This is a genomic window from Microbacterium sp. A20 (genome assembly GCF_004794515.1).
In the GTDB taxonomy this organism is placed as follows: Bacteria; Actinomycetota; Actinomycetes; order Actinomycetales; family Microbacteriaceae; genus Microbacterium.
The window spans coordinates 1-26,343 of sequence record NZ_SSDF01000074.1; the positions used below are offsets into that span (position 1 = coordinate 1).

Here is a 26,343-nt window from a genome sequence, read left to right on the forward strand (position 1 = left end):
CACCCGTCGCAGGCGGCGCGGCGCGGCGCCGCCTGCGACGGGTGTCCGCGGCAGGCCATAGCCTCGAGGCATGGCCCGCACCGCAGAGTCCCCCGCACCGCCCCGCATCAGCGGTCCCGATCTCCCCCGCGAGTTCGAGCCCGCGACTCCCGCCCGCAGCGCCGACATCATCGCCGCGAGCCTCGATCTCCACGGCGCCGTCGACCTCGCCTACGCGACGCTCGAGCAGTGCACCGTGTCCGCCGATGCGGAGGCCGTCGATCTCACGGGAGCGACTGTGGTCGACGTCGAGATGTCCGGGGCACGCATCGCCTCTCTGCGTATGCGCGACGCCGGCGTGCGGCGGATGCGGATCAGCGGCGGCCGCATCGGCACGCTCGACCTCAGCGAGGCGCGCATCTCCGAGCTCGAGCTACGCGATGTGCGGATCGATTACCTCAACCTGGGCGCCGCGAAAGTGACCGACCTCGAGATATCCGGCTGCGCGATCCGCACGGTCGACATGCCGCAAGCCGAACTCACCCGCGTCCGGTTCACCGCCACGACCAGCGATGAGGTCGACCCGCGGGGCATGCGCGCGAAAGACGTCGACCTGCGCGGCCTCGACGCGATGACCTACCTCGACGCCAACAGCCTCCGCGGGACGACGCTCTCGTCATTCCAGGTGCAGCAGCTGGCGCCCGTGATCGCGGCGGGACTGGGCATCCAGATCAAGGACTGACGGGACCGCTCGCCGCCAGCAGCTCCCGAGTGAACGGATGCTGCGGCTCTGCGAACACGTCGGCGGTCGTTCCCTGCTCCACGATCCGGCCATCCTGCATGACGAGAACCTCGTCGGCGACGGCTCCGACCACGTCGAGGTCGTGCGAGACGAGGATCATCGTCAGCTGCCGTTCGCGCTGCAGTCGGGCCAGCAGCTGCAGCACCCGCTCCCGGACCGAGGGATCGAGCGCCGATACGGGTTCGTCGAGGACCAGCACCTCGGGATCGGCCGCGAGTGCCCGGGCGATCGCCGCGCGCTGCCGCTGTCCGCCGGAGAGTGCACGGGGGCGACGGTCCGCGAGCTCGGTCGCGAGGCCGACCTCGACCAGCAGCTCGGACGCCCGCTCGGCCCTTTTGTTCCGTGGCACACCGGCAGCCTCGAGCGCCTCGCGCAGGGAGCGGCCGATCGTCCATCGGGGGTCGAAGGCACCGAGCGGATTCTGATGCACCAGCTGCACCCGCGGCGTGCCGATCCAGCGCAGCGAGCCCGCGTCGGGCTGCTCGACACCGACGATCATCCGTGCCAGCGTGGTCTTCCCCGATCCGGACTCGCCCACGACGCCGAGCGTGTGCCCCGCCGAGACGGTGAACGAGGCGTCTGTGACCGCCGGCACCGCGTCGAAGCTCTTCGAGAGGCCCTCCACGACCAGCACCGGCGTCGACTCCGTCTGCACAGCCGTGCGGGGTTCGTGGATCGTCGCCGCGATCAGCTGACGCGTGTACTCGTGCTGCGGGTTCTCCAGCACCTCGACCACCGTGCCGGATTCGACCACCCGCCCGGCCTTCATGACCAGCACCCGGTCCGCGAGCCGCCGGACGGCCGCGAAGTCGTGACTGATGAAGACGAGCGCCGTCCCCGCATCCGTGATCTCGCGCAGCAGACCGAGGATCCGGGCCTGCACGGTGGCGTCCAGCGCGGTCGTCGGCTCATCGGCCACCAGCACGACGGGAGACGCGGCGATCGCCGAGGCGATCAGTGCCCGCTGTCGGAGTCCCCCGGAGAGCTCGTGCGCATACTGCCGGGCGCGACGCTCGGCATCCGGCATCCACACCCGTCGCAGCAGTTCTCGCACCCGGGCATCGAGCGCCGCACGACCGCGCACGATGCGGTGCAGGCGCAACGGCTCCGCCACCTCCGCACCGATGCGGCGCAGCGGGTCGAGCGAGACGAGGGCGTCCTGCGAGACGAGGCCGATGCCAGCTCCCCGGAGACTCCGCCAGCCGTGCTCGGAGAGGGTCGCCGCGTTCCGCCCGTCGACGGTGAGCGTGTCGACCGTCACCGTCGCATCCGACGGCGTGAGCCCGAGGAGTGCCCGGGCGGTGAGGGTCTTCCCCGCGCCCGACTCCCCGACGATGGCGACGCACTCACCCGGCTCGACCGCGAATCCGACGCCGTCGACCACCGGGTCCGCGCCGAACGCGATCCGCAGTCCCCGCACCTCCAGCGCGCTCACGTCGTCCGCCCATCTGCGCGTGCCCGCAGGATGCGCCCGATCACCGTCGCCGAGACGACCGTGAGGGTGATCGCGATGCCGGGGAAGACCGCGATCCACCACGCCTGTCCGAGCACATTGCGTCCGCCGGCGAGCATCAGCCCCCATTCGGGCGTCGGCTCGGACGGACCCAGACCCAGGAAGCTGAGGCCCGCGGCGGCCAGGATGCTCGAGCCGATGCCGATCGTGGCGAGCACGCTGAGCGCCCCGATCACACCGGGGACGACGTGACGCGTGAACGCCTTCCCCTTCGGCACGCCCAGGATCCGCGCGGCCTCGACGTGCTCGGCGACCCGCAGCGTCTGCGTCTGCACACGGGCGAGCCGGATGTACACCGGAACCGCTGCGAGCGTCACCGCGATCGCGATGTTCACCGGCCCGGGTCCCAGCACCGCGACCACGACGAGAGCGACGAGGAACTCGGGAAATGCCATCAGCACGTCGTTGACCCGCATCACCGTGGCGTCGACCTCTCTCGGCGCGACCCCGGCCAGTGCACCGATCACGAGGCCAACGGCGAGCGCGATCCCCGTGGCGAGCAGTCCGATCCCCAGCGAGCGTCCTGCGCCGTAGACGACACGCGAGTACACGTCGCGACCGCTCTGGTCGGTGCCGAAGAGATGGTCGGCACTCGGCGGGAGCAGTGCAGAGCGGACGTCGGTCTGCAGCGGATCGTGGGTCGCGAGGACTCCGGGGAAGAGCGCGGCGAAGACGATCACGGCGAGCACCGCCGCGGCCGTCCACAGCAGCACACGCTGTGCGCGCTTCATCGGATGCCTCCGGAGCGGGCCGCTCCGACCCGCGGATCGATCAGGGGATGCACGAGCTCGACGACGAGGTTCACGACGACGAACACGAGTGCGCTCAGGAGGATGATGCCGGTGATGACCGGGAGATCGCGGTCGCTGATCGCGGCGAGCGTGACGCGGCCCAGTCCCGGCCGGGCGAAGACGGTCTCGACGAGCACGGCGCCGCCGAGCACGGAACCCGTGAGGTACGCGGCGAGCGTGATGGCCGAGGCCGCACCGTGGCGCAACCCGTGCCGCACCGTGAACCACGAAGGGCTCGCCCCGCGCGCACGCACGGTCTCCGCGAACGGCATCCGCTCCGCCTGCATCAGGCCGTCGCGCAGTACCTGGCTCAGCAGCGCCGCGACCGGAAGGGCGAGGGTGATCGCCGGGAGCACGAGGGTGGCCGGGTTTCGCGCCCCGGAGACCGGGAACCAGCCGAGGCCGAACGCGAAGACGCTGAGCAGGATGAGCCCGATCCAGAAGACGGGCGACGACAGCACGACGAGCTCGATGCCCGCGGCGACGGTACGAGCCACCTGACCGCGCACCAGCACCGCGACCGCGAGCGCCAGCACCAGGGCGATGAGGAGCGCGAGGGCCGAGAGCTGCACCGTGGCACCGAGCTGTCGGCCGATGACCTCGGACACCGGCATCCGCAGCTGGTACGACTCCCCCAGGTCGCCTCGGGCGAGTTGCCCGATGAAGCCGAGGTACTGCTCGAACGGCGGCCGATCCAGCCCGAGGTCCGCGCGGATCCCGTCTTTGACCGCCTCGCTGACCTGCGCCTGGGGTCCGAGCATCACCGACACGGGATCGCCCGGGATCACCCGGAAGGCGAGGAACGCGACGGTGGCGGCACCCCACAGGACGATGACGAGGGATGCGGCGAGGCCGGCGATACGGACGAGAGCAGCCTTCACCACTCGTGCCCTCCGCTCAGCCGGCGGATCAGCCGACGGTCACATCGTAGAACAGCGGCCGACCGTACAGGTCGTACTGCAGTCCCTCGATGCGCTCGCCGACCGCGGTGATCGCCGACGGGCTGTACAGCGGCACGATCGCGGTGTATTCGGCATTCCACTGCTGCACCTGCGTGTACAGCTCGTTGCGCTCGTCCTGATCGCTGCTGCCGACGGCCTGCTCCAGAAGCGCGTCGATCTCAGGGTCGCTCACCTGAGACGCGTTCTGGAATCCGTCGGTGTGCAGGTGGGCGCGCAGCAGATCCGGATCGACCCCGGAGAATCCCCAGTCGGTCAGGTCGAACGTCTTCGGCTCGTACTGCTCGTTGTAGGCGCCCGGTTCGAGCACCTCGCGCTTCACCTCGAAGCCGATCCCCTTGAGGTCGGACTGGATCGCGTTGGCGAGGGCGGCGTTGTCGTCGGGAACGGGCGTCCAGGCGATCCAGCGCACCGAGAGACGCTTGCCGTCCTTCATGCGGATGCCGTCGGCGTCGCGCTCGGTCCATCCGGCCTCATCGAGCAGGGTGTTCGCGGCATCCTGGTCGAACGGCCAGCTGTCCTCGAGCGATGCGTCATAACCCGGGGTGGTCGAGCCGAGGATGCTCCACGCACGCGGGAACTGTCCGAAGTAGATCTCCTCGACCGCGGCGTCGATGTCGATGCCGCGGGCGAACGCCTGACGCACCTTCTCATCGGCGAACACGCCGTACTTCTCGTTCAGGTAGAGCGAGTACGGCAGGCCGGGGTACTCGATCGAGTCGACGGTGATGCCGTCGCCGAGGTCCTTCGCGAGGTTCGGCGGGATGTCGCTGGCGAGATCGGCCTCGCCGCTCGTCACGACGCCGGTACGGACGGAGGCCTCCGGCTGGATCTCGACACGGAGCGTCTCGAACTTCGGCGCCTTCTCGTCGTGCGGCCCCCACGCGTAGTCGTCGTTTCGCGTGTAGACGATCTCCTGGTCAGGCGTGTACTCGGCGAGCACGAACGGACCGGTGCCGACGTTGATGTCGGGGCCGCCGGCCTTGAGCTTGTCCGCCGACTCCTCGAGCACGGCGGGCGAGTAGAAGCCGAGCTGCGGCGTGCTCGCGGCCTGAAGGAAGGGGGCATACGGCTGGGTGAACGTCACCTTCACGGTGTAGTCGTCGACGACTTCGGTCCCCTCGTAGAAGGCCGCGCCGAGCATGCTCGCGGCCTGCTTCGAAGCCGTCTTCGGGTCGACGATGCGATCGAAGTTCGCCTTGACCGCCGCCGCATCGAAATTCTCGCCGTCGGTGAAGGTCACATCGTCGCGGAGCGTGAACGTGTACTCGGTGCTGTCGGGCGACACCTCCCACTCCTTCGCGAGCCAGGGCGTGAACGTGCCGTCGTTCTCCTGGAAGACGAGCGAGTCGAGCACCGCCCGCTGCACCATGCCCGAGACGTCGAGCTGGCTGATCTGCGGGTCCATGTGACCCGCCGACAGGTTGGCGCCTTCGATGGACCAGACGAGCTCTCCGTCGCTCTCTCCCTCGGAGCCAGGAGCAGCGCAGGCGCTCAGCACCAGAGCGGTGGCGGCGGCGAGCGCGGCGAAGGGCAGGAGACGACGCACGGGGTTTGCGGGCATGACGATCCTCAGGACGAACGGGGCGGGATGCCTCCAGTCTACGGCGATTTCTTGGACTGGGTCGAAAAGCGTGCCCCTGCGGCTCTCGGGGTCGTCACTCCCCGTCGAACACGATGCGATGCCGGTCGGCGGGCGAGGCGATCTCGTCCTCCGTCCGCGTCTCGCCGTGTGCGATGACGGCGAGACTCAGGCTCTGCACGCGAGGCCGGGGCACACCCACCAGGCGCGCTTCCACCCGCAGGTCCGCGCTCTCTCCGGCGATCCGCCAGCGCAGCTCGGCCTCGGTGGCGGCTGCGATCAGCCGCTCGGCGAAGGGCTTCTGAACGGGGCGGATGCCGCCGATCGTGGCGATGTGCGCAGCGAGCCGGGAATCACGGACGCCCGACGGCACATCCTCGAGGACGTGATCGGCCAGGCCCGGATACTCGGCGGCGGATCGGCCCTGTCGGATGGCGGCATCGATCGCCAGGGCCGCGGTCACGGTCTCCGGCCACGGCCGCACCACGGCCGAGGGCACGTCGGCCGTCTCGAGCGCGTCCTGCAGTGCGGCACCGGCCACACGCCGCGCACCGAACTCGTCCGAGTTCCCGAACGCCACCGCGCCGATGCCGGTCGCCGCATGCCAGCGCATGTGGGCGGAGAAGCCGGGAAGGCCCCCGGAGTGCTGCACGATGCGGCCGAACCGCCGGTCCTGCTCCACGAAGAGTCCGTACCCGTAGCCGGCGCCGGCGAGGTCGCGTCCGTCGAACATCCCCGATGGCACGTCGATGGGCGTTCGCGGCTGCTGCATCTCGATCCGCGAGGAGGGAGCCAGCACGTGCGGCGCGAGTGGGTCGTCGGTGAAGGCCGAACCGAGGAACCACATCCAGGTGGCGATGTCGTCCACGGTGCTGAACATGCTTCCGATGCAGCCGAGGGCGCCGGTGCGCACGTAGGGCTCGGGGTGGAAGGTCGCGCCGTCGTCGAAGGTGCGGAAGCCGCCGGCGAGGGTGTCGTGCGCGTAGCCGTCGGCCGAATGGGCGGTGCTCGTCAGTCCCAGCGGCTCCAGCAGGGTCTCCCGCACCACGTCCTCGACAGCGCGTCCGGTGACGGCCTCGACCGCCGCGCCGACCAGCGACTGCCCGAGATTGGAGTACTGGTACGTGGTTCCGGGCGCGGCGGCGAGCAGCATCCCCTCGGAGAACAGCGCCGCGATCTCTGCGCGGGAGTCCCCCAGGTGGCGGTCGACCCAGGCGTTGTCCTCGCCGAGCCCCGACCTGTTGGAGAGCAGCAGGTCTCCGGTGAGCACGGCATCAGAGCCCCGGTGCCTGGCGCGCACGGCGGGGAGATACTCGGTGATCGGGGCATGCAGATCGAGGGCACCGCTGTCGCGCAGCGCGAGTGCTGTCGCGGCGAGGAAGCTCTTCGACATCGAGGCGATCCGGAACACGGTGTCCCGACTCGTCGTCGCATCGTCGGCGCGCGGGTGTCCGTGGGTGCGGACGCCTCGCACCTCCCCGCGCTCGCACAGGGCGACGATCGATGCCGGGGCGGTCCGACGGGCCCGCTCGTCCAGCCCGCGCCGGAGGGCACGATCCACCGCCGGTGTGGTCATCGTCGGTGTCTCGAGCGGAGCGGCCGCCGCGTTCATCCGCGACCTCCGACCAGGATCTCGTCCGCGAACGCCTCGACGAGAGCACGGCTGACCTCGGTGTTGCGCGCGTCGACCTCCTCGGCGGCGGCGATGAGTCGCGCCAAGGACCGGCCTTCTCCCCGCAGGGCGGCGTCGTCCCACCGGGCGAGATCGGCAGCCGAGGCCTCGGGGTGGAACTGCACGCCGCGCACGTGCCGCCCCAGCCGGAAGGCCTGGATCTCGATCGCGTCGCTGGATGCGAGCAGCACCGCCCGCGGAGGCAGACGGGTGATCATGTCCTGGTGGTTCTCGATCATCGGGGCGCCGTCGCCGAGCGTCGCGATCACCGCGTCCTCCCGGCCGGACGGGGTCGGATGGATGGGCGTCGCCCCGCGCTCGACGGGACCGGTCTTCGCCTTCACCTCTCCACCGGCGATGTGCGCGAGCACCTGCGCACCCAGGCAGATGCCGAGCGTCGGGAGGTCGCGGTCGATGGCCTCGGCGGCGAGCGCGCGCTCGGCCACGAGCCAGGGTGCACGGTCGTCCTCGTCCGGCATCAGTCCCCCTCCGAGGAGCACCAGCCCGGAATAGCCGTCGAGAGTGACGGGAAGCTCCTCCTCCGCGCCCACCACGGGGGCGACCGCGATGCCGCGATCGGCGAGCCAGGTCCCGAGGCGTCGTGGTCCGGAGCTCGCCGAGTTGACGACGACGAGCACGCGCGGGCTCACAGCGCTCCCTCCCGCGTCGACACATCCACGGCGGGCACCAGCGCGGCGGTCGCGGGAGGTGCGGCCCGCCCTGCCAGGAAGGACTCGTGATCGCGATCGGAAGCCTCGAGGACCCGGAGCACGTTCTCGTGCGCGAGGCCGGCGAGGTCGGCCTCCGACCATCCCCGCGCTCGCAGCTCGGCGAACAGCGCCGGGTAGCCGGAGACGTCGGCGAGACCGTCCGGCATCACGTCGGTGCCGTCGTAGTCCGCGCCGATGCCGACGGCGTGCGGTCCCGCGACCCGCCGGATGTGGTCGAGGTGATCGGCCACGTCGCCGACGCCCACCACCGGCGCTTCGCCCTCGCCGCCGGCCTCCCACCAGTCGCGGCGGGCCTGCGAGACGAACGTGGGCACGAAAGCGACCATCACCACTCCGCCCTGTGCGCCGATCGCGGCGAGCACGTCGTCGGGGACGTTGCGCGGGTGATCGCAGAGGGCGAGAGCACCGGAGTGGCTCACCATCACGGGGCGCGTGGTCTCCTCGAGGGCGTGACGCATGGTGGTCGGCGCCACGTGGGAGAGATCGATGAGGACACCGATGCGGTTCATCTCGCGCACCACCTCGCGGCCCCATGCACTGAGACCGCCGTGATGCGCGTCGTCGGTCGCGGAGTCGGCCCAGGCGGTCGTCCGCGACCAGGTGAGCGTCATGTACCTCGCGCCCAGACGCGCGTACTGGCGCAGCACCGCGAGCGACCCGCCGAGCTGGCCGCCGCCTTCGATGCCGATGAGCGAGGCGATCCGCCCCTCCGCCATCGCCTCACGCACATCCGCAGCGGTCCGCGCGAAGGCGAGGCGCTCGGGATGCGCGTCGACCAGGCGGTGCACGAAGTCGATCTGCTCCAGCGTTCCGACGACCTGTTCTGCGCCCTGCAGCACCGGATCGACCCACACCGACCAGAACTGTCCGGCCACCCCGCCGATCGCGAGACGGGGAAGGTCGGTCTGCGTCGACGGCACGCCGGCCGCGAGTTCCTCCACCCCGTACCCGAGCAGGGTCCTGCTCGCCCAGGCCAGGTCGTTGTGTCCGTCGATCACACTGTCGAGCATCCGCCGTGCACCTCTCTCAGTCCTCGCGCGCATCCAGCGCTGCGTTCATCCGCGCGGTCAGGTCATGGTCGATGACCCGCTCCACGCCGTCGAGCTGCGCCACCGGCACCGCACCGCGCGTGCTGGAGCACAGCCACAGCGCATCCGCCCGATCCAGATCGTCGCGCATGAGCACCCCGATCCTCGTCGGGACGCCGGTGATTCCCGAGAATGCGTCGGCCTGGGTCGTTCCGGGGAGGACGCCGAGCTCGGCGGGTGGTGTGACGAGCTCGCCGTCGATCCGGGCGATCAACGTCGAGCGGGGTCCTTCGAGCACGAAGCCGTCTCCGCTCACGAAGATCACGTCATCGGCGCCGCGACGGGCCGCCTCCCGGAGAGCGGCCTGATTCACTGCGTAGGCGAGCGACTTCGCTCCCTGCAGCAGCCAGGGGGCGGTCTGCATCACATCGTGCCGGTAGCCGCGATCCAGCACGACGGCGCGGACGCCGCGGGCACGGACGCCGGAGGGGTCGCTGCCGGCGAACCCGAGCACCCATCCGGTCGGCCCTGCCGGGTCGAATTCATCGCCCCGGGTCATGACGAACTTGATGGAGGCGATCTCCCCCTCTTCCAGCGCTCCGGGAAGGGACACCTCCGCGGCCGCCCGGAGCACCGCGGCTCGCCACAGGTCGCGTCGGGGCGCGGGCAGCTCCATCAACGCCGCCGAACGTTCGAGGCGCGTCAGATGGGCCTCGAGCGCCTGCGGCCTGCCGCCGCGGACCACGGCGGTCTCGAACACGCCGTCGCCGCGATTGACGCCGAGGTCGGTCGCCCTGACGATCGGCTCACGCGGGTCGATCGGGTGGATGCTCTCCTCGACGGCGGACGTGCCCGACAGGTCGAGGCGATACAGCAGCAGCGCACGCATGATGGTCCTCTCCGGAACGGCCGTCTCACCCGTGCGTGAGCGCGGGGTCACGCACGGCGGAGTCGGAGGAATCCCAGGTGCGGATAGCGGCCCGCTCGATCCGCTCCACGAGGACGTCGTGGCCGATGCCCGCTCCGCGAGAAACCTGCACCCGGCCCTCGACCGCGGTGACGGGTGGGGCGATGATGTCGTCGACGTAGTACTTGTCGGAGCCGGAGACATCCGACGGGAGCAGGAACCCGGGCAGTGCCGAGATCGCGACGTTCGCGGCTCGACCGATCCCGAACTCGTGCATGCCCCCGCACCAGACGGGGATGCCGGCGTCGACGGCGAGGTCGTGCGCCGCCTTCGCGACGGTGAGTCCCCCCATCCGCGACACCTTGATGTTGAGGATGCGCGCGGCGGAGAGCCTGATCATCGTGCGCAGATCGCCGAGCCCGACGACGGACTCGTCCAGACACACCGCCGTCCCGATGCGCGCCTGGAGCGTCGCGTGCGCCACCATCTCCCGCGGGGCGAACGGCTGCTCGATCATCGTCAGCCCCAGTGCGTCGAGCTGGGTGAACACGGCGGCGGAGTCATCGTCGTCGGGATACGCGCCGTTCGCGTCGACGTGGAGGTCGAGGTCGGGGTGTGCGTCGCGCACCGCTCGCACCGGCTCCACGTCCCACCCGGGGGCGATCTTGAGCTTCACGCGCGGATATCCCGCGGCGCGCTGCAGCTCCACCTGGCCCAGGAGCTCGTCGATCGATGGTTCGATGCCGAGCGAGACTCCCGCCACGACCTCGTCGCGGGTGCCGCCCAGCGCCGCCGCGAGGGCGATCCCCCGGCGGCGGGCGAAGAGGTCCCACACCGCGCCGGAGAAGCCGGCCCTGGCGAACTCATTGCCGCGCACCCGCGCCCACGTCGTCTCCAGGTCGGCAGGCTCCTCGCCCTCTGCGCCGACCAGGGCCGGCACGAGGTAGCGGGTGGCGATCTCCCATGCGGTCGTGGTCGTCTCCGCGCCGAAGTACGGGTCGCTGGGCGCGGCGATCTCTCCCCAGCCGCGGCGGCCTTCCTCGTCGGTGGCCTCGACGAGGATGTGCTCGATGCCCGACTTGCGATGCGAGCTGGTCTCGAAGCTGTGCCGCAGTTCCTGACGAAGCGCGAACAGCCGGATGCGGGTGATCCTCACGTCGCCGCCTCGCCGTCGACCTCGGGCCGCGAGGGATCCGAGCTGTAGAGCCCCAGTCGCGCGACGAGCCGATCGCGCTCGGCCAGGCGGCGGCGGGCTCCCTTCGCGCTCGCCGTCGTCAGCGCACTCAGCAGGTGGCAGACGGCCGCGACCGGCGTCGGCGAGTCCGCATAGGACGCCGACCCCGTGCGCACGCGGATGAGTGACGTCGCGAGCGGGGCCAGCGGGGCGTCCTCGCTGTCGGTGATCACCACGAGCTGCCCGCCCGCCTCCCGGAACAGCTGCCCGAGCCGCACGGTCTCCTCCCGGTAGCGCCGGAGGGAGAAGGCGATGAGCACGTCCGAGGCCCGCACATCCGTCAGCACGGTCAGCGGCTGCAGCGCGTGCCCGTCGACGAGGAAGACGTTGGACAGCGTCGCGGACAGGTCGGCGTTGAGCAGCTGCGCGTAGGCCGCCGCCTTTCCCTCACCCGCGACATAGCGTCGTCGCGCGCCCAGCAGCAGCGCCGCGGCCTGCGGCACCTGGGCCGAGGTGCTCAGCTCCTCGAAGGTGAGCGCGAGCGTGCGCAGCTCGGTCTCGATGATGCGCGCCTGGATGCTCTCGGCGGAGAGATTCGTCCGGATGCGCTCGCCGAAGCGGTCTCGCGGCGAGACGAGCTCGCGATCCTCATGCTGCTGGTCGCTCATGCGATGGCCTCCCCTGATGTCGCGCGGTAGACCGCGGTGTGCTCGTCGACGCGGGAGGCAGCGACGAGGACGTCGCCGCGTCGGAACACCTCCGTCATCGCACTCTCCAGCTGCCGCCGCAGCGCCGAGCGTTCGCCGGGAGAGAGCTCGTCCGCACGAGCGGGGATCGCGATCCAGTCGACGTCGTCAGCGTGCACCACGCGTCCCCAGTCCTCCCTGGTCAGCGTCACAGGAGCACCCGATCGCGGTGCCCGGGGCGCATCCCGGGTCAGGTCCCAGGAGACCACGAGCCGGTCGGTGTCCGGTCGGGCGTAGTAGTCGCGTTCGAACGCGATGCCGACCGCGCCGAGGGAGCTGAGGTTGAAGTGCGCGTTCCGCGCCAACAGCGGATCGAAGGTCCAGCGCATGGACTGCTGCCCCCACCGGAGCGCGACGTCGCGTTGGGCGAGCTTGAGCGCCTGACCGACCCCGCGGCCCTGCTGCGAGGCGTCGACCGCGGCCGCCTGCGAGTAGTGGAAGTGGGTCCCGCTCGCATCGCAGCCCGCGAAGCCGTACGCGAACCCGATGAGCCCGCCGTCGTCTGCGAAGGCCCCCACCGCGGATCCTCCGTTGCGGGCGAGCGCGGTGAGCAGATTGGCGTTGAGCGCGTACTCCTGCTCGGTGTACGCGAAGACACGTGCATAGAGTGCCGCCGCCTCACGGAACTCGGAGTACTGGGTCAGTTCGCGGCAGTCGTAACCGACGCCCGCGTCGGCGGCCACCGAAGAGTGAGGCACGATACGTTTCCTAAGATCGAACGAGTGATGCGACTGGGAGCGATGTTATCGGCGGGTTGCACGTCAATCAAGAGGCAGATACGGTTCGTAACTGTGACCACTTTCCCGGCAGCTCCCGGAGCGGACCACCCTTCAGACGACATCATCGCACTCGTGCGTGAACTTGTGACGCGAGAGTCGCCCACCCGAGATGTCGAGGCGAGCCGCACCATCGCCGATCTTCTCACCGGATGGTTCGAGGGCGTCGGCGGGGCGGTCCGTCAGGAGCCGACCACCGCGGGAACGGATCTCGTCATCGATGTCCCCGGCGCCGGCGATCCGTACCTCCTGATCGGTCACACCGACACCGTGTGGCCGGAGGGCACCCTCGACGGCGTGCTGCCCTGGTCTGAGCAGGGCGACGTCGTGCGCGGGCCCGGCTCCTACGACATGAAGGCCGGAATCGTGGTCATGCTCGAGGCCTTGCGACGACTCCAGCCGCTCCCGCGCGAACGCCGCCGGGCCGTGCGCATCGTCCTGGTTGCCGACGAAGAGGTCGGCTCGCCCGAGTCCGGCCCCCTGCTCGCCGAACGCGCACGCGGAGCCGTCGCCGCCATCGGATTCGAGTCGCCGCATCCGGACGGCGCGCTCAAGGTCGGCAGGCGCGGGAGCGCACGGGTCAGGATCGCGGTCACCGGGCGCGCCGCACACGCCGCCCTCGACCCCGAGCACGGCATCTCCGCTGTGGACGAGCTCGTCGATCAGTTGCTGCGCGTGCGGGAGATCGTCGCGGATCCCGCCCTGCCGGGACCGGTGCTCTGCAATGTCGGGACGATCTCCGGTGGTGCCCGCGCCAACGTCATCCCCGCGCAGGCGCAGGCGGAGATCGGTCTCCGCTTCACCGATCCGGTCACCGAGGAGCGCGTGATGCGGGCACTCACGTCGCTTGCGCCCGTCCGCGCCGGTGCGGAGATCGTCGTCGAGACCCTGAGCGCCCGCCCTGCCTGGGCTGCCTCCGCGCAGGACGCCGCGCTGGTGGCGACCATCGAACGGTCCGCCGCCGGCATCGGACAGCACGTCGAGGCACGTCCGGCGGCCGGCGCGGGCGACACCAATCTTCTCGGCGCCCTCGGGCTGCCCACGGTCGACGGATTCGGACCCCGCGGGGGCGGCGCGCATGCGGAGGACGAGCACTTCCTGCGCTCCTCCCTCGGCGAGCGCGTCGAACTCCTGCGTGCCGTGCTCACCCTTGCCGCGGAGTGAGGATACGATTCCCGTTTGCGCCTTGATCACGCTGATCCCAGGGATACGTTCCGGATCTCGGGACGGAAATACTGCATAGCTGAGCCCCCTTCGTGTGGGGCGCATCCTTGCATCCGCATGTTTCCGCGCTGTTACACCCGGAGAGCAACCTGTGCCCAGATGCCGACTTGCGAAAAATCTTCGACGATACGCAACGAATCCCTTGACCCCGGGGCAGACTTCCGCTTGCATGGTCTCCACCGACCCGGCTTCATCGTGGATCCGGGCGGCGCCCGAAGGGACTTCTTCTATGCGTCTTGCCCCCCGCTCCAGAACAGCACGAAGTCTGACCGCCGCTGCGATCGCCTCCGCGCTGCTCATCGCTGCTCCCGCCGGTGCCGCTCAGGCGCAGTCGGTGAGTGCCGCGACCGAATCCCCCGCCTCGGACACCACGCTGCGCATCGCGACGTCCGGCTTCGTCGACACGTTCAACCCGTTCATCTCGATCTACCTGACGCCGACGAACATCATCCGCTACGTGTACGAGTCCCTCGTGCAGAACGACGCCGAGGACGGTTCCCCCACCAAGGGCCTCGCCGACTCCTGGGAAGCCACCGACGGCGGTCAGACCTGGACCTTCACCCTCCAGGACGACCTGAAGTGGTCGGACGGCGAGCCCATCACCTCGGCCGACGTGAAGTACACCTACGACCAGATGATGACCGTGCCGGCGCTGGCGACGGCGAACGGCAACCTCGTCTCCAACTTCGACTCGGTCGAGACCCCCGACGACAAGACCGTCGTGATCTCCCTCAAGACGCCGCAGGCACCCAACCCCGGTTCCGAGATCCCGATCGTCCCGCAGCACATCTGGGAGGCGGTCGACGACCCCACCACGTTCGCGAACGACTCCGAGGTGGTCGGCTCCGGCCCCTTCGTCCTGGACAGCTACTCGGCCAACCAGTCGATCGTGCTCAAGGCCAACAAGAACTTCTGGCGTGGCGCCCCCAAGATCGACGCGATCCAGTACGTGTACTACACGAACTCGGATGCCCAGGTGCAGGCACTGAAGGCGGGTGACGTCGACCTCGTCTCGGGTCTCACCCCGACGCAGTTCGAGGCGCTCGACGGCGTCGAGGGCGTCACCACCCATTCCGGGATCGGCCGCCGCTATCACTCGATCAGCATCAACCTGGGCCAGCAGACCCGCGAGAACGTGCCCTACGGCACCGGTAACGCGGCGCTGAAGGATATCGAGGTCCGCCAGGCGATCCGCCTCGGCACCGACACGGAGACGCTGCTCGACAAGGTGCTCTCCGGCGAGGGCGTGCAGGCCACCAGCTTCATCCCCGCGTCCTTCCCGAAGTGGCACCTCGCAGACGACGACGAGGTGATCGTCGGGTTCGACCCGGAGGCGGCGAAGGCGAAGCTCGACGACGCAGGCTGGGCGCCCGCTGCCGATGGCATCAGGGAGAAGGACGGACAGCGTCTGAGCCTGCGCCTGCTGACGGACGCCGACGACTCGAACGAGCAGTCCATCGCCGAGTTCTTCGTCCCGTGGATGAAGGACATCGGGATCGAGATCGCCGTCGAGTCGACCGACTCGGACACCATCAGCGCGAAGGCCACGTCGGGCGACTACGACCTGTACTTCAGCGGATGGTCCGTCAACCCCGACCCCGACTACCAGCTCGGCATCAACACCTGCATGAACCTGCCCACGGCGACCGACGGCACCGGCGGCACCACGCAGGACGGCTACTGCAACCCCGAGTTCGACGAGCTGTACGCCCAGCAGCGCTCGGAGACCGACGAGGAGAAGCGCCAGGAGATCGTGCACGACATGCTGGCGCTGAACTACACCGACACGGCACAGGTCGCCACCTGGTACGCCAACTCGCTCGAGGCCTACCGCTCCGACCGCTTCACCGGCTTCACGCTGCAGCCCAAGGACGGCGGCATCATCGCGAACCAGGCCGGCTACTGGGGCTACCTCACGGTGGAGCCCGTCGAGGGCGCGACCGCCAGCGGCACCGGCACGAACACCGGACTCATCATCGGAGGCATCGTGGTGGGAGTGGTCCTCATCGGAGGACTCGTCTTCTTCCTGATCCGTCGTCGCAACATCGCCGACGTCGAATGAGTCCAGCGAGACGCCGCGGGCGGCGGACATCCGTCCCCGCGGCGTCTCCCGGTCCGCTGTAAGGAGACTTCATGTCGAACGCGGTTCCCCCATCCACATCCGCCATCGCCACCAGCGCCGCAGCCGAGGAGCAGCCGAGAGGCCTCGGTGGCCTCCGCTACTTCCTGGTCAAGCTCGGCGGCGCGGCCATCAGCATGGCGATGGTCATCCTCCTCGGATTCTTCGCCTTCAAGATCCTGCCGGGCGACCCGGTCGCATCGATCGCGCGCGAGCGCGGCATGAGTGCCGAGCAGGTGGCGCAGCTGCGCGAGCAGCTCGGGCTGAACAAGCCCCTGTGGCAGCAGTTCTTCGACTACCTCGGCAACGTCTTCACCCTGAACTTCGGGACGAGCTACGTCTACCGCACCTCGGTCTCCGAACTCATCGGCATGTACTTCTGGAACACGATCCTCCTCACCGGCACCGCGGCGATCATCGCCATCGCCCTCGGCCTGTGGCTCGGCCAGAAGGCCGCGTGGAAGCACGGCTCCACCTTCGACCGCATCGTCTCCGGCACCTCGCTGGTGTTCTGGTCGGTCCCGACGTTCTGGCTCGCCCTGCTGCTGCTGATGATCTTCGGCGGCACGCTGCACTGGTTCCCCACCGGCGGGATGGTCTCCCCCAACCCGCCCACCGATCCCGTCGGCGCCGTCCTCGACGTGATCTCGCACATGGTCCTGCCGGTGATCACGATGGTCGCCGTCGTCTATGCGCAGTACCTGATGGTGATGCGCAGCTCGCTCCTGGAGGAGATGGGCGCCGACTACCTCACGACTGCGCGCGCGAAGGGGCTGCGGGAAGACCTCGTGCGTCGCCGCCATGCCGTCCCCAACGCCCTGCTCCCGACCGTCACGCTCGTCTTCATGCATATCGGCGGGCTGATCGCCGGGGCGGTGACGGTGGAGACCGTGTTCTCGTGGCCCGGTCTGGGCAAGCTCACCTTCGAGGCCATCTCCGGTCCCGACCTCCCGCTCCTGCAGGGCACCTTCGTGGTGTTCTCCACGATCATCATCGTGATGAACCTCGTCGCGGACCTCATCTACCGTCAGCTCGACCCGAGGGTGAGGCGCGCATGAGCACGGCATCCACTTCCATCCGCTCGCCCCGCGCGCTCGCCTGGCACCGTCGTGGTGCGGCATTCGCCGACTTCTGCCGCCAGTTCACGCACCACCGCGCGGGCATGGTCGGTCTGATCTTCCTGATCATCGTCGCGGCGGTGGCCATCCTGGCCCCGGTGATCGCGCCGTCGAGCATGCTCGACGTCACCAAGCTCGTCGACCCGGAGCGGTTCGCCCCACCCTCGTGGCAGCATCCGCTCGGCACTGACCAGCAGGGCCGCGAGATCTGGGTCCGCATGGTGTGGGGGGCGCGCGTCTCGCTTCTGGTCGGACTCGCGGCCACCGCCATGTCGATGGTCATCGGCACACTGGTCGGGCTCTCCGCCGGTCACTTCACCGGGTTCTTCGGCGGCCTGATGATGCGCATCATCGACTTCTTCCTCGTGCTGCCCTCGCTCATCCTCGCGATCGTGCTCTCCTCGGTGCTCAGCCGCGGTGTCTGGACGATCATCATCGCGATCGGACTCACCTCCTGGGCGGGCACGGCGCGCGTGGTCCGGGCGCAGACCCTGTCGATCGAATCGCGCGACTACATCGAGCGCTCTCGTGCCCTCGGCGCCGGTCACTGGCACATCATCATCAAGCACCTCCTCCCCGGCGTGCTGCCTCTGGTGCTCGCCAACACCACACTCACGGTGGGTTCGGCGATCATCTCCGAGTCCACGCTGGCGTTCCTCGGGCTCGGCGACACCACGCTGCAGTCCTGGGGCTCGATCCTGAAGAACGCGATGGACGTGTCCGCGGCGACCAGCGGCTACTGGTGGTACGTGCTCGTGCCCGGTATCGCGATCGTCCTGGTGGTGCTGTCGTTCACCCTGATGGGCCGCGCCGTCGAGAACATCACGAACCCGACGCTGAGGAGCCGATGACATGCCCGATCTGATCTTCGACGACGTCTCGATCACCTACCGCACCGCCGGGCGCGCCGGCCGAGACGAGGTCGCCGCTGTCCGCAACGTCTCGCTCACGCTGCCGGCGGGCCAGACGCTCGGCATCGCCGGGGAGTCGGGTTCCGGCAAATCGACCCTGGCGATGAGCGTGCTGCGCCTGCTCCCCCACAACGCACGCCTGAGCGGCCGCGTGCTCCTGGGCGACCAGGACGTCGCCGAGCTCTCCTTCGGCCAGCTGCGCGCGGTGCGCTGGGCGCAGACCTCCATCGTGTTCCAGGGGGCGATGCACTCGCTCAACCCGGTGCGGACCGTGGGCTGGCAGCTGCTCGAGGCCCTGGAGCTGCACGCGTCGGATCGCTGGAAGACCGAGAAGGGCCGCAAGCAGCGCATGGCGGAGCTGCTGGAGGTCGTCGACCTCCCGCAGCAGAAGTCCGAGTCGTACCCGCACGAACTCTCCGGCGGCCAGAAGCAGCGGGTGATGATCGCGATGGCACTGGCGTGCGACCCCGAGGTCATCATCGCCGACGAGCCGACGACCGCTCTCGATGTCATCGTGCAGAAGCAGATCCTCGACATGATCTCGCGGCTCGTCTCCGAGCGCGGCATCTCGATGCTGATGATCAGCCACGACCTGTCGGTCCTCGCGACGGCGTGCCAGCGCATCGCCATCATGCGCGACGGCGAACTCGTCGAGGTCGGTGAGAGCTACGCCGTCTGCACGCGTCCGACGCAGGACTACACCCGGCAGCTGGCCGATGCCTTCCCCACGATCGGCGATCCGGCCTCCCGCCTGGCGCCGGTCACCCGACACGGGCAGGGTGCCGAAGAGGTGCCGGACATCGCCCATGGCGACGAGGTGCTGCTGGAGGCCCGCGGGGTCAACGTCACCTATCGCTCGGGCAGCCGACCCGTGCACGCCGTGCGCGACGTCGACCTCACCGTGCGTCGAGGTGAGATCGTCGCCCTGGTCGGCCAATCCGGATCGGGCAAGTCGACGCTCGCCCGGGCGCTCATGGGTCTGCAGCCCGCCGACCCCGGCTCCCGGATCCTGTTCGACGGAGCCGAGATGCCGACGAAAGGCCGCGACCTCGCGCACTTCCGCTCCCAGGTGCAGCTCGTTCTCCAGGACCCATGGGCCGCGCTCAACCCGAAACACAGCGTGTACGAGTCGGTCGCCGAAGGTCTGCGGGTGCAGCGCTTCACGGGCGACGAACGCGCGCGCGTGGCCCAGAGCCTCACGGATGCGGAGATGACGCCGCCGGAGAGGTTCTTGAGCGCCATCCCGCAGGAACTCAGCGGCGGGCAGCGCCAGCGCGTGGTGATCGCCGGAGCCCTCGCCGTGCAACCGCAGATGCTCATCGCCGACGAACCCGTCGCTTCGCTCGACGCCTCGGTGCGGGGAGAGATCCTCGGACTGCTGCTCGACCTGCGCCGGCGGCTCGGACTATCCGCGCTCGTCATCACGCACGACCTGGGCCTCGCCTGGAACATCGCCCACAGCGTCGCCGTGATGTACCGCGGGGAGATCGTCGAACGGGGCACGACCGAGGAGGTCCTGTTGAATCCGCAGCACGAGTACACCCGGCATCTGCTCTCCGCCGCACCGCGCATCGAGGAGCAGCCGGCGTGACGACCTCTCCCTACCTCGACTCCGCGCCGCTGCAGCCCGGAGACACGGTGGCGATCGTCTCGCCGGCCGGGCCGGGGAACGAGGAGAACACCCAGCGCGCCGTCGACTACTACGAGTCGTGGGGGCTGCGGGTGCGGGTGGGCGATCACGTGCTCACCCCGCACCCGCGCGCGTCGTACCTCGCCGGTCCCGACGATGTGCGCCGTTCGGATCTCGTCGATGCGTGGATGGACCCGGACGTGGACGCCGTCGTGGCCGCCCGGGGCGGGTACGGGGCACTGCGGCTGCTCGACGGCATCGACTGGGCGGAGATGCGCCGCGGAGCACTGCGGCGCGACGGTCGCCCGAAGCTCCTCACCGGCTCCTCCGACATCACCGCGCTGCACGAGACCGTGCGGGCGCACCTGGACCTGGCGACGCTGTTCTGCCCCATGGCGGGCAACAACGTCTTCCGCGACTCCGAGCAGGTGCGCCACGACGTGCAGCGCTGGTTGTTCGAGCCCTGGCGCGGACGCGAGCTGATCGGCCCGAAGACCGAGGTGATGACGCCGGGGCGTGCAGTCGGACGCTTCACCGGCGGCAACCTGAGCCTGCTCGCCGCCGGACTCGGCGCCCCCGAGGCGGCCGTGCCCGCTCCCGGCATCCTGTTCCTCGAGGACATCACCGAGGAGCCCTACCGGCTCGACGGCTTCGTGACGCAGCTGCGGAGGGCGGGGCGGCTCGCGCAGGCGAACGCCATCGTGCTGGGCTCCTGGCATGAATGCGGCGACCTCGAGCTCGTACACGCCCTCATGCGCGACGAGTTCCAGGATGCGGGTGTGCCCGTGCTGTGGGAGCAGGGCTTCGGACACGACCCGCACGCCCTGACGATCCCCCTCGGCGTCGACGGTGTCCTCGATGCCATGTCGGACGAACCGCGACTCACGGTGGGAGTGCCCGGATGATCGCCGTGCCGACGCTCGATCCCCGCGTCACCTGGTCGGTGCGGGTGATCGACGCCGAGAGCGGCGCCACCCTCGCCGAGCACGAACCGCACGTGCAGTGCGAGACCGCCAGCATCGGCAAGGTCTTCCTCCTGCTCGAAGTCGCGCGCCGACTCGAAGACGGCACACTCGATCCGGATCAGCCGGTCGCCATCCCGGAGGAGCACCGGGCGGAGGACTCCGGCCTGCTCTATCGGATGCGGGGCCAGCGCATCGGCGTGCACGACGCCGCCCTCCTCGTCGGCGCGGTGAGCGACAACCTCGCCACGAACGCCCTCATCCACCTGTGCGGGCTCGAGTCCGTGCGCGCCGTCGCGCCGACCCTCGGGTACACGCAGACCTCGCTGCACGACTACATCCGCAACGAGCGCACCCCCGATTTACCCTGGACACCGTCGTACGGCACCGCGGCGGAGCTGGCCGACCTGATGCGCCGACTCGGTGCCGGCGAAGCCTTCTCCCCCGCCGTGAGCGCACGCGTGCTCGACTGGCTGGCCGCCGACACCGACACGTCCATGGCCGCCGATGCCTTCCTGCTCGACCCGCTCGCCCACGTCGACGCCGAGTACCAGGGCATGGTCCTGCGGCACAAGACCGGCAGCGTCGCATTCGCCCGCGTCGACACCGGCCTGCTCCGCGGCCCCGTCGCCGCCGTCGCCTACGCGGTGGCCGCGAACTGGAAGCAGAGCCCGACCGATCTGCGAGCGCCCGTCATCGACGGCATGAGAGACATCGGAGAACGGATCCGGCTGCACGTCACCGGACTCGCGCGTGACGAGACGGGGCTCGCATGAGCGTCATCGACACGGAGCTGCCCGCCGACCACGGCGCGGTGTGGTCGGTGCTGGTGAAGGACATCGACTCCGGCGAGGTGCTGCTCGAGCATGCGCCCGAGACGGTGCTCGACACCGCGAGCGTCGGCAAGATCTTCCTGCTGCATCGGCTGCTCACCGAGGTCGATGCCGGCACGCGGAGCCTGGAGGAGCGCGTGACGCGCCGCCCCGTGGAGTCCATCGACGACTCCGGGCTCTGGTACCTGCTGCAGGCGGCCGAGCTGTCGCTCTACGACGTGGCCGCACTCATCGGTGCGGTCAGCGACAACGCCGCGACGAACACCCTGGGTCGCGTGATCGGGATCCCCGTGGTCCAGGAGCACACGCGCGCCCTCGGCTACACGTCCTCCGCGCTGGACGACATCGTGCGATGGCCGATCCCGCCCGGCGCTCCGACGACGCTGTCGCATGCGAGCGCCACCGAGCTGGTGCGATTCATGACGCGTCTCGCCGACGGGACCGACCTGACCCCGGCATCGGCCGACACCCTCCGACGCTGGCTCGGCGCGGGGATGGACCTGTCGATGGTCGCGTCCGCGTTCGACCTCGACCCCCTCGCACACTGGGGCTTCGACCGCGGCATCTGGCTGCTCAACAAGACCGGCACGATCTCGCGGGTGCGGACCGACACCGGCATCGTGATGACGCCGGATCGCCGGATCGCCTATGCGGTGCTGGCGAACTGGGACCGCGGCGCAGACGGGCGGGGGCCGGTGCTGGCCGCGATGCGCAGGATCGGCGAGGGCATCCGCAGCGCGCTCGCCGGGTGAGATCAGAGTTCAGACGGCCCCGGCGCGGGCGAGTCTCTCCCGGACCCGGTCGACGGGAACCGCACGCGCGGTCCGACCCTCCGGGCCGACGGTCGTCTCGGCGGCGAGCACGGAGTTGATCAGCGCCTCCTCCACGGCATCCATAGTGGCGGCGAACAGCGGGGACAGTACATCGTCGGCCACCGGCCCGCCGAGCGCCGGGTCGTGCACCGAGAACGCGATCGCGTAGTCGCCGCTGCCCTGCGCGTAGTCGGCGCCGACACCCCGCATCGCGAACACGGCGCGGCCTGCCACGCGACCGAGCTGGCGTCCGTCGACGGGCGCATCCGTGGCGACCACGATCATGCACGAGTTGCCGACGGGCTGAGCTGCCGCCTCGGCCAGCAGCTCCTCGGCGGGGAGCGGCACTCCCGCGATCCGCAACGTCCCGCTGAAGTTGGTCTGCACCAGTGCACCGACCGTGCGCGTCTGTCCCGTGACGTCGACGAGCCGGGATGACGTGCCGATGCCGCCCTTGTAGCCGAGAGCGACCGTCCCCGCACCGGCGCCGACACACCCCTCCGCGACGGGACCGGCGGCCGCCGCCTCCAACGCCTGGACCACCTGCTCCTCGCCGACGGCCCGGCGCCGGATGTCGGAGAGGAAGCCGTCGTTGGTCTCCCCCACGACCGGATTCAGCGTCGTCGTCCGCGCGTGCTCCGGGGTCGCCAGCAGGTGTGCGAGCAGTGCATCGGCGACGCGGAAGACCGACAGGGTCGATGTGAGGAGGATCGGGGTCTCCAGGGCGGCGAGCTCACGGAGCTGCGTGGCGCCGACGAGCTTGCCGTAGCCGTTGCCGACCGAGAGGTTCGCGGGGAGGCTGCGGCGCTCCCCGGTCAGGGCATCGGGCACGATCGCGGTGACCCCGGTGTGGAGACCGTCGCCGTGCAGCGTGGCGTGCCCGACCCGGACACCGCCGACATCGGTGATGGCGTTCTCCGCACCGCGCGCGAACGCCCCCGACGAGACACCGAGGTCGGCGAGGCGGGGACGGGATGAGGCGGACGACAGCGGTGTCATGCTCCGATTCTTCCAGGCGCGGAGCAGCGGACATCCGCACCGCGCCGGACGACTCCACCGTGTCCAGCCGGCCTTCGGATCGCTCGGTAGACTGGGCGGAACACCCACACTCAGGCACGCTCACACAGTGCCGCATACATCGCTCGAGGAGACCTCCATGCCTGCTTCCGAATCAACTCCCACCGGGATTCCCGACAAGCCCGCACTCGAAGGTCTCGAAGCGAAGTGGGACGCCGCCTGGGCGGAGCAGGGTACCTACCTGTTCGACCGTCTGCGCGCGGCACAGGCCGGCCGTGAGGGCGTGTACTCGATCGACACCCCGCCGCCGACGGCATCCGGCAGCCTGCACATCGGACACGTGTTCTCGTACACGCACACCGACGTCAAGGCGCGGTACGAGCGCATGCGCGGCAAGACCGTGTTCTACCCGATGGGCTGGGACGACAACGGCCTTCCCACCGAGCGCCGGGTGCAGAACTACTACGGCGTGCGGTGCGACCCCTCGCTCCCCTACGACGCCGACTTCACGCCCCCGTTCGAGGGCGGCGACAACAAGTCCAGCCGTGCTGCCGACCAGCAGCCCATCAGCCGCCGCAACTTCATCGAGCTGTGCGAGCGCCTCACGATCGAGGACGAGAAGCAGTTCGAGGCGCTGTTCCGTCAGCTCGGACTGAGCGTGGACTGGACCCAGACCTACCGCACGATCTCGGACGACACGATCCGCCAGAGCCAGCTCGCATTCCTGCGCAACATCGAGCGCGGCGAGGCCTACCAGGCTCTCGCGCCGACCCTGTGGGACATCGACTTCCGCTCCGCCATCGCGCAGGCCGAGCTCGAGGACCGCGACCAGCAGGCCGCGTACCACACCATCGAATTCCCCTTCGCGGACGGGTCCGGATCGATCGCGATCGACACCACGCGTCCCGAGCTGCTGCCGGCGTGCATCGCCCTCGTCACGCACCCCGAGGGGCCGCACAAGCACCTCATCGGGACGAAGGTGAAGACGCCGTTCTTCGGCGCCGAGATCGAGATCCACGGACACCACCTCGCCCAGCCCGACAAGGGCACGGGAGCGGCGATGGTCTGCACCTTCGGTGACGTCACCGACATCGTGTGGTGGCGCGAGCTGCGCACCACCGAGAACGAGCCGCTGCCGAACATGACCACGATCGGCCTCGACGGACGCTTCCTCCCCGAGGCGCCCTCGTCCGTCGAGAACCCGGATGCGATCTCCTGGTACACCGACGAGCTCGCGGGCAAGACCGTCTTCAGCGCGCGCAAGGCCATCGTCGAGAAGCTGCAGGAGACCGGCGACATGACGGCGGTCGGCAAGCCGTTCAATCACGCGGTGAAGTTCTTCGAGAAGGGTGACCGCCCGCTCGAGATCGTGTCGACCCGCCAGTGGTACATCCGCAACGGCGCCCGCGACGGCGAGCTGCGCGACACGCTCATCGCACACGGACAGGAACTTGCCTGGCACCCGGAGTTCATGCGCGTGCGCTACGAGAACTGGGTCGGCGGCCTCACCGGCGACTGGCTGGTGTCGCGCCAGCGGTTCTTCGGAGTGCCGATCCCGCTCTGGTACGCCCTCGACGAGAACGGCGAGCGGGACTACGACCGCGTGCTCACCCCCGACGCGGCGACGCTCCCGATCGACCCGACCACCGACGTTCCCGCCGGATACACCGAAGACCAGCGCGGCGTGGCCGGCGGCTTCGACGCCGAGGCCGACATCCTCGACACCTGGGCGACGTCGTCGCTCACCCCGCAGCTGGCCGGCGGCTGGCAGCGCGACGAGGAGCTCTGGAACCTCACCGCGCCGTTCGACCTGCGCCCGCAGGGCCAGGACATCATCCGCACCTGGCTGTTCTCGACCATGCTGCGCTCGACGCTCGAAGACGACCGGACGCCGTGGCGCAACGCCGCGATCTCCGGCTTCATCGTCGACCCCGACCGCAAGAAGATGTCGAAGTCCAAGGGCAACGTGGTCACCCCGGCCGACGTGCTCGAGGCCCACGGCTCCGACGCGGTGCGCTACTGGGCCGCCTCGAGCCGCCTGGGCATGGACGCCGCGTTCGACCCGCAGAACCCGACGCAGGTGAAGATCGGTCGGCGCCTCGCCATCAAGGTGCTCAATGCGGCCAAGTTCGTGCTGTCCTTCCCCGTGCCCGAGGGCGCACAGGTCACGCATGCCCTGGACGCATCGATGCTGACCGCGCTCGACGGAGTGGTGACCGAGGCCACCAAGGCATTCGACCGGTACGACGCGGCGCGCGCGCTGGAGCTGACCGAGGCGTTCTTCTGGACCTTCTGCGACGACTACCTCGAGCTCGTGAAGGAGCGCGCCTACAACCAGGCCGATGTCGGGCAGGCGTCCGCAGCGCTCTCGCTGCGACTGGCCCTGTCGACACTCCTCCGCCTTCTCGCCCCCGTGCTGTCGTTCGCGGCCGAAGAGTCCTGGTCCTGGTTCGAGGAAGGGTCCGTGCACACGGCGGAGTGGCCCACGCCGCTCGGCATCGACGGCGACCCGGCCGTGCTCGCCGCCGCGAGTGAGGCGCTGATCGGCATCCGCCGTGCGAAGACCGAGGCGAAGGCGTCGCAGAAGACTCCGGTCTCACGCGCCGCGATCGCCGCTCCGGCTGCGAAGCTCGAGGCGCTCCGCGCCGCCGCCGACGACCTCCGCGCCGTCGGCCGTATCGCCGAGCTCGAGTTCAGCGAGGCCGAGGAGTTCGCGGTCACCGCGATCGAGCTCGCGCCGGTCGAGGGTTCCTGATGCAGCTCGGCACACGTTGGGCCGCGGGATCCGAGGCACCCGCCTCTGTTCCCGCATCCCTGCGCCCGGCGATCGCCGAGGTGGAAGCGAAGGGTCTCACCGGCCACTGGACCCTCACCTGGCTCGAGGGTCGCGCCATCGCCGAGCTCGACGCCGGCTGGGAGGTCTTCCAGGCCGCCTCGGGCGAGATCGTCGCTCGCCCCTTCGCCGACTGAGTCGGCCCGCGCAGGTCATCTGCTCCGGTCGATGACGAGACCCCCGTGACTCCGCTTCCGCGGATACACGGGGGTCTCTGCGTCTCA

General features: G+C 69.9%; 23 protein-coding genes. 11 read left to right on the plus strand and 12 right to left on the minus strand.

The window, feature by feature from the left end; translation table 11 throughout:
• Nucleotides 1-70 precede the first annotated feature (70 nt).
• Complete coding sequence (locus DW298_RS08950) at nucleotides 71-721, plus strand: pentapeptide repeat-containing protein (RefSeq protein WP_136042096.1); 651 nt, start codon at nucleotides 71-73, stop codon at nucleotides 719-721.
• Here DW298_RS08950 and DW298_RS08955 read toward each other — a convergent pair.
• The 11 genes from DW298_RS08955 to DW298_RS09005 all read right to left on the minus strand — a co-directional run bounded on the left by DW298_RS08955 (nucleotide 711) and on the right by DW298_RS09005 (nucleotide 12,582).
• Nucleotides 711-2,216: an ABC transporter ATP-binding protein gene (locus tag DW298_RS08955; protein WP_136042097.1), complete on the minus strand. Its 1,506-nt coding sequence runs from the start codon at nucleotides 2,214-2,216 to the stop codon at nucleotides 711-713. The genes DW298_RS08950 and DW298_RS08955 overlap by 11 nt on opposite strands.
• On the minus strand, nucleotides 2,213-3,025 hold the full coding sequence (locus DW298_RS08960; RefSeq protein WP_136042098.1) for an ABC transporter permease: 813 nt from the start codon (nucleotides 3,023-3,025) through the stop codon (nucleotides 2,213-2,215). Before DW298_RS08960 ends, DW298_RS08955 begins: the two co-directional genes overlap by 4 nt.
• Complete coding sequence (locus tag DW298_RS08965; RefSeq protein WP_240745078.1) at nucleotides 3,022-3,966, minus strand: ABC transporter permease; 945 nt, start codon at nucleotides 3,964-3,966, stop codon at nucleotides 3,022-3,024. Before DW298_RS08965 ends, DW298_RS08960 begins: the two co-directional genes overlap by 4 nt.
• A 28-nt stretch (nucleotides 3,967-3,994) precedes the next feature.
• On the minus strand, nucleotides 3,995-5,608 hold the full coding sequence (locus DW298_RS08970; protein ID WP_136042100.1) for an ABC transporter substrate-binding protein: 1,614 nt from the start codon (nucleotides 5,606-5,608) through the stop codon (nucleotides 3,995-3,997).
• A 94-nt stretch (nucleotides 5,609-5,702) separates the two neighbouring features.
• A complete protein-coding gene (locus DW298_RS08975) occupies nucleotides 5,703-7,238 on the minus strand; it encodes a beta-lactamase family protein (RefSeq protein WP_240745079.1) in 1,536 nt (511 codons plus the stop codon).
• Entirely contained in the window at nucleotides 7,235-7,948 is a 714-nt protein-coding gene (locus DW298_RS08980; RefSeq protein WP_136042102.1) for a type 1 glutamine amidotransferase, read from the minus strand. The genes DW298_RS08975 and DW298_RS08980 overlap by 4 nt, the downstream gene beginning before the upstream one ends.
• Nucleotides 7,945-9,039 carry a dipeptidase gene (locus DW298_RS08985; protein WP_240745080.1) on the minus strand — a complete coding sequence of 365 codons (1,095 nt, stop codon included), beginning with the start codon at nucleotides 9,037-9,039 and terminating at the stop codon, nucleotides 7,945-7,947. Before DW298_RS08985 ends, DW298_RS08980 begins: the two co-directional genes overlap by 4 nt.
• 16 nt (nucleotides 9,040-9,055) lie before the next feature.
• Entirely contained in the window at nucleotides 9,056-9,946 is an 891-nt protein-coding gene (locus DW298_RS08990; RefSeq protein ID WP_136042104.1) for an aminotransferase class IV, read from the minus strand.
• Nucleotides 9,947-9,971: 25 nt separating this feature from the next.
• Nucleotides 9,972-11,120 (minus strand): o-succinylbenzoate synthase, encoded by a 1,149-nt coding sequence (gene menC / locus DW298_RS08995; RefSeq protein WP_136042105.1) that lies wholly within the window; start codon nucleotides 11,118-11,120, stop codon nucleotides 9,972-9,974.
• The gene (locus DW298_RS09000) at nucleotides 11,117-11,806 is read right to left on the minus strand and encodes an SIS domain-containing protein (protein WP_136042106.1); all 690 of its coding nucleotides are present in this window, start codon (nucleotides 11,804-11,806) and stop codon (nucleotides 11,117-11,119) included. The genes menC and DW298_RS09000 overlap by 4 nt, the downstream gene beginning before the upstream one ends.
• The gene (locus DW298_RS09005) at nucleotides 11,803-12,582 is read right to left on the minus strand and encodes a GNAT family N-acetyltransferase (protein ID WP_136042107.1); all 780 of its coding nucleotides are present in this window, start codon (nucleotides 12,580-12,582) and stop codon (nucleotides 11,803-11,805) included. Before DW298_RS09005 ends, DW298_RS09000 begins: the two co-directional genes overlap by 4 nt.
• 153 nt (nucleotides 12,583-12,735) lie before the next feature.
• On the opposite strand from DW298_RS09005, the gene DW298_RS09010 reads away from it, so the two are divergent.
• The 8 genes from DW298_RS09010 to DW298_RS09045 all read left to right on the plus strand — a co-directional run bounded on the left by DW298_RS09010 (nucleotide 12,736) and on the right by DW298_RS09045 (nucleotide 22,209).
• Nucleotides 12,736-13,824, plus strand: coding sequence for a M20/M25/M40 family metallo-hydrolase (locus DW298_RS09010; protein ID WP_240745081.1), 1,089 nt, complete (start codon nucleotides 12,736-12,738; stop codon nucleotides 13,822-13,824).
• Between the two features lie 289 nt (nucleotides 13,825-14,113).
• Nucleotides 14,114-15,946 (plus strand): ABC transporter substrate-binding protein, encoded by a 1,833-nt coding sequence (locus DW298_RS09015; protein WP_136042109.1) that lies wholly within the window; start codon nucleotides 14,114-14,116, stop codon nucleotides 15,944-15,946.
• 71 nt (nucleotides 15,947-16,017) lie between these two features.
• Nucleotides 16,018-17,061, plus strand: coding sequence for an ABC transporter permease (locus DW298_RS09020; RefSeq protein ID WP_136042110.1), 1,044 nt, complete (start codon nucleotides 16,018-16,020; stop codon nucleotides 17,059-17,061).
• A complete protein-coding gene (locus tag DW298_RS09025; protein WP_136042111.1) occupies nucleotides 17,058-17,972 on the plus strand; it encodes an ABC transporter permease in 915 nt (304 codons plus the stop codon). The genes DW298_RS09020 and DW298_RS09025 overlap by 4 nt, the downstream gene beginning before the upstream one ends.
• A gap of 1 nt (nucleotide 17,973) precedes the next feature.
• Nucleotides 17,974-19,623 carry an ABC transporter ATP-binding protein gene (locus tag DW298_RS09030; protein WP_136042112.1) on the plus strand — a complete coding sequence of 550 codons (1,650 nt, stop codon included), beginning with the start codon at nucleotides 17,974-17,976 and terminating at the stop codon, nucleotides 19,621-19,623.
• Nucleotides 19,620-20,567 carry an LD-carboxypeptidase gene (locus DW298_RS09035; protein WP_136042113.1) on the plus strand — a complete coding sequence of 316 codons (948 nt, stop codon included), beginning with the start codon at nucleotides 19,620-19,622 and terminating at the stop codon, nucleotides 20,565-20,567. The genes DW298_RS09030 and DW298_RS09035 overlap by 4 nt, the downstream gene beginning before the upstream one ends.
• A complete protein-coding gene (locus DW298_RS09040) occupies nucleotides 20,564-21,400 on the plus strand; it encodes a serine hydrolase (protein WP_136042114.1) in 837 nt (278 codons plus the stop codon). The genes DW298_RS09035 and DW298_RS09040 overlap by 4 nt, the downstream gene beginning before the upstream one ends.
• On the plus strand, nucleotides 21,397-22,209 hold the full coding sequence (locus tag DW298_RS09045) for a serine hydrolase (RefSeq protein ID WP_136042115.1): 813 nt from the start codon (nucleotides 21,397-21,399) through the stop codon (nucleotides 22,207-22,209). Before DW298_RS09040 ends, DW298_RS09045 begins: the two co-directional genes overlap by 4 nt.
• A gap of 9 nt (nucleotides 22,210-22,218) precedes the next feature.
• Here DW298_RS09045 and DW298_RS09050 read toward each other — a convergent pair whose 3' ends face one another.
• Entirely contained in the window at nucleotides 22,219-23,268 is a 1,050-nt protein-coding gene (locus DW298_RS09050; RefSeq protein ID WP_136042116.1) for a P1 family peptidase, read from the minus strand.
• A gap of 157 nt (nucleotides 23,269-23,425) precedes the next feature.
• On the opposite strand from DW298_RS09050, the gene valS reads away from it, so the two are divergent.
• Nucleotides 23,426-26,041 (plus strand): valine--tRNA ligase, encoded by a 2,616-nt coding sequence (valS, locus tag DW298_RS09055; RefSeq protein ID WP_136042117.1) that lies wholly within the window; start codon nucleotides 23,426-23,428, stop codon nucleotides 26,039-26,041.
• Nucleotides 26,041-26,256, plus strand: coding sequence for a hypothetical protein (locus DW298_RS09060; RefSeq protein ID WP_136042118.1), 216 nt, complete (start codon nucleotides 26,041-26,043; stop codon nucleotides 26,254-26,256). The genes valS and DW298_RS09060 overlap by 1 nt, the downstream gene beginning before the upstream one ends.
• The last annotated feature ends 87 nt before the right edge of the window (nucleotides 26,257-26,343 follow it).

Coding starts and splice junctions, on each gene's coding strand:
- DW298_RS08950 (WP_136042096.1), top strand. CDS start 71: ATGGCCCGCACCGCAGAGTCCCCCGCACCGCCCCGCATCAGCGGTCCC.
- DW298_RS08960 (WP_136042098.1), bottom strand. CDS start 3,025: ATGAAGCGCGCACAGCGTGTGCTGCTGTGGACGGCCGCGGCGGTGCTC.
- DW298_RS08970 (WP_136042100.1), bottom strand. CDS start 5,608: ATGCCCGCAAACCCCGTGCGTCGTCTCCTGCCCTTCGCCGCGCTCGCC.
- DW298_RS08975 (WP_240745079.1), bottom strand. CDS start 7,238: ATGAACGCGGCGGCCGCTCCGCTCGAGACACCGACGATGACCACACCG.
- DW298_RS08985 (WP_240745080.1), bottom strand. CDS start 9,039: ATGCTCGACAGTGTGATCGACGGACACAACGACCTGGCCTGGGCGAGC.
- DW298_RS08990 (WP_136042104.1), bottom strand. CDS start 9,946: ATGCGTGCGCTGCTGCTGTATCGCCTCGACCTGTCGGGCACGTCCGCC.
- DW298_RS09000 (WP_136042106.1), bottom strand. CDS start 11,806: ATGAGCGACCAGCAGCATGAGGATCGCGAGCTCGTCTCGCCGCGAGAC.
- DW298_RS09015 (WP_136042109.1), top strand. CDS start 14,114: ATGCGTCTTGCCCCCCGCTCCAGAACAGCACGAAGTCTGACCGCCGCT.
- DW298_RS09020 (WP_136042110.1), top strand. CDS start 16,018: ATGTCGAACGCGGTTCCCCCATCCACATCCGCCATCGCCACCAGCGCC.
- DW298_RS09025 (WP_136042111.1), top strand. CDS start 17,058: ATGAGCACGGCATCCACTTCCATCCGCTCGCCCCGCGCGCTCGCCTGG.
- DW298_RS09030 (WP_136042112.1), top strand. CDS start 17,974: ATGCCCGATCTGATCTTCGACGACGTCTCGATCACCTACCGCACCGCC.
- DW298_RS09040 (WP_136042114.1), top strand. CDS start 20,564: ATGATCGCCGTGCCGACGCTCGATCCCCGCGTCACCTGGTCGGTGCGG.
- DW298_RS09045 (WP_136042115.1), top strand. CDS start 21,397: ATGAGCGTCATCGACACGGAGCTGCCCGCCGACCACGGCGCGGTGTGG.
- DW298_RS09050 (WP_136042116.1), bottom strand. CDS start 23,268: ATGACACCGCTGTCGTCCGCCTCATCCCGTCCCCGCCTCGCCGACCTC.
- valS (WP_136042117.1), top strand. CDS start 23,426: ATGCCTGCTTCCGAATCAACTCCCACCGGGATTCCCGACAAGCCCGCA.
- DW298_RS09060 (WP_136042118.1), top strand. CDS start 26,041: ATGCAGCTCGGCACACGTTGGGCCGCGGGATCCGAGGCACCCGCCTCT.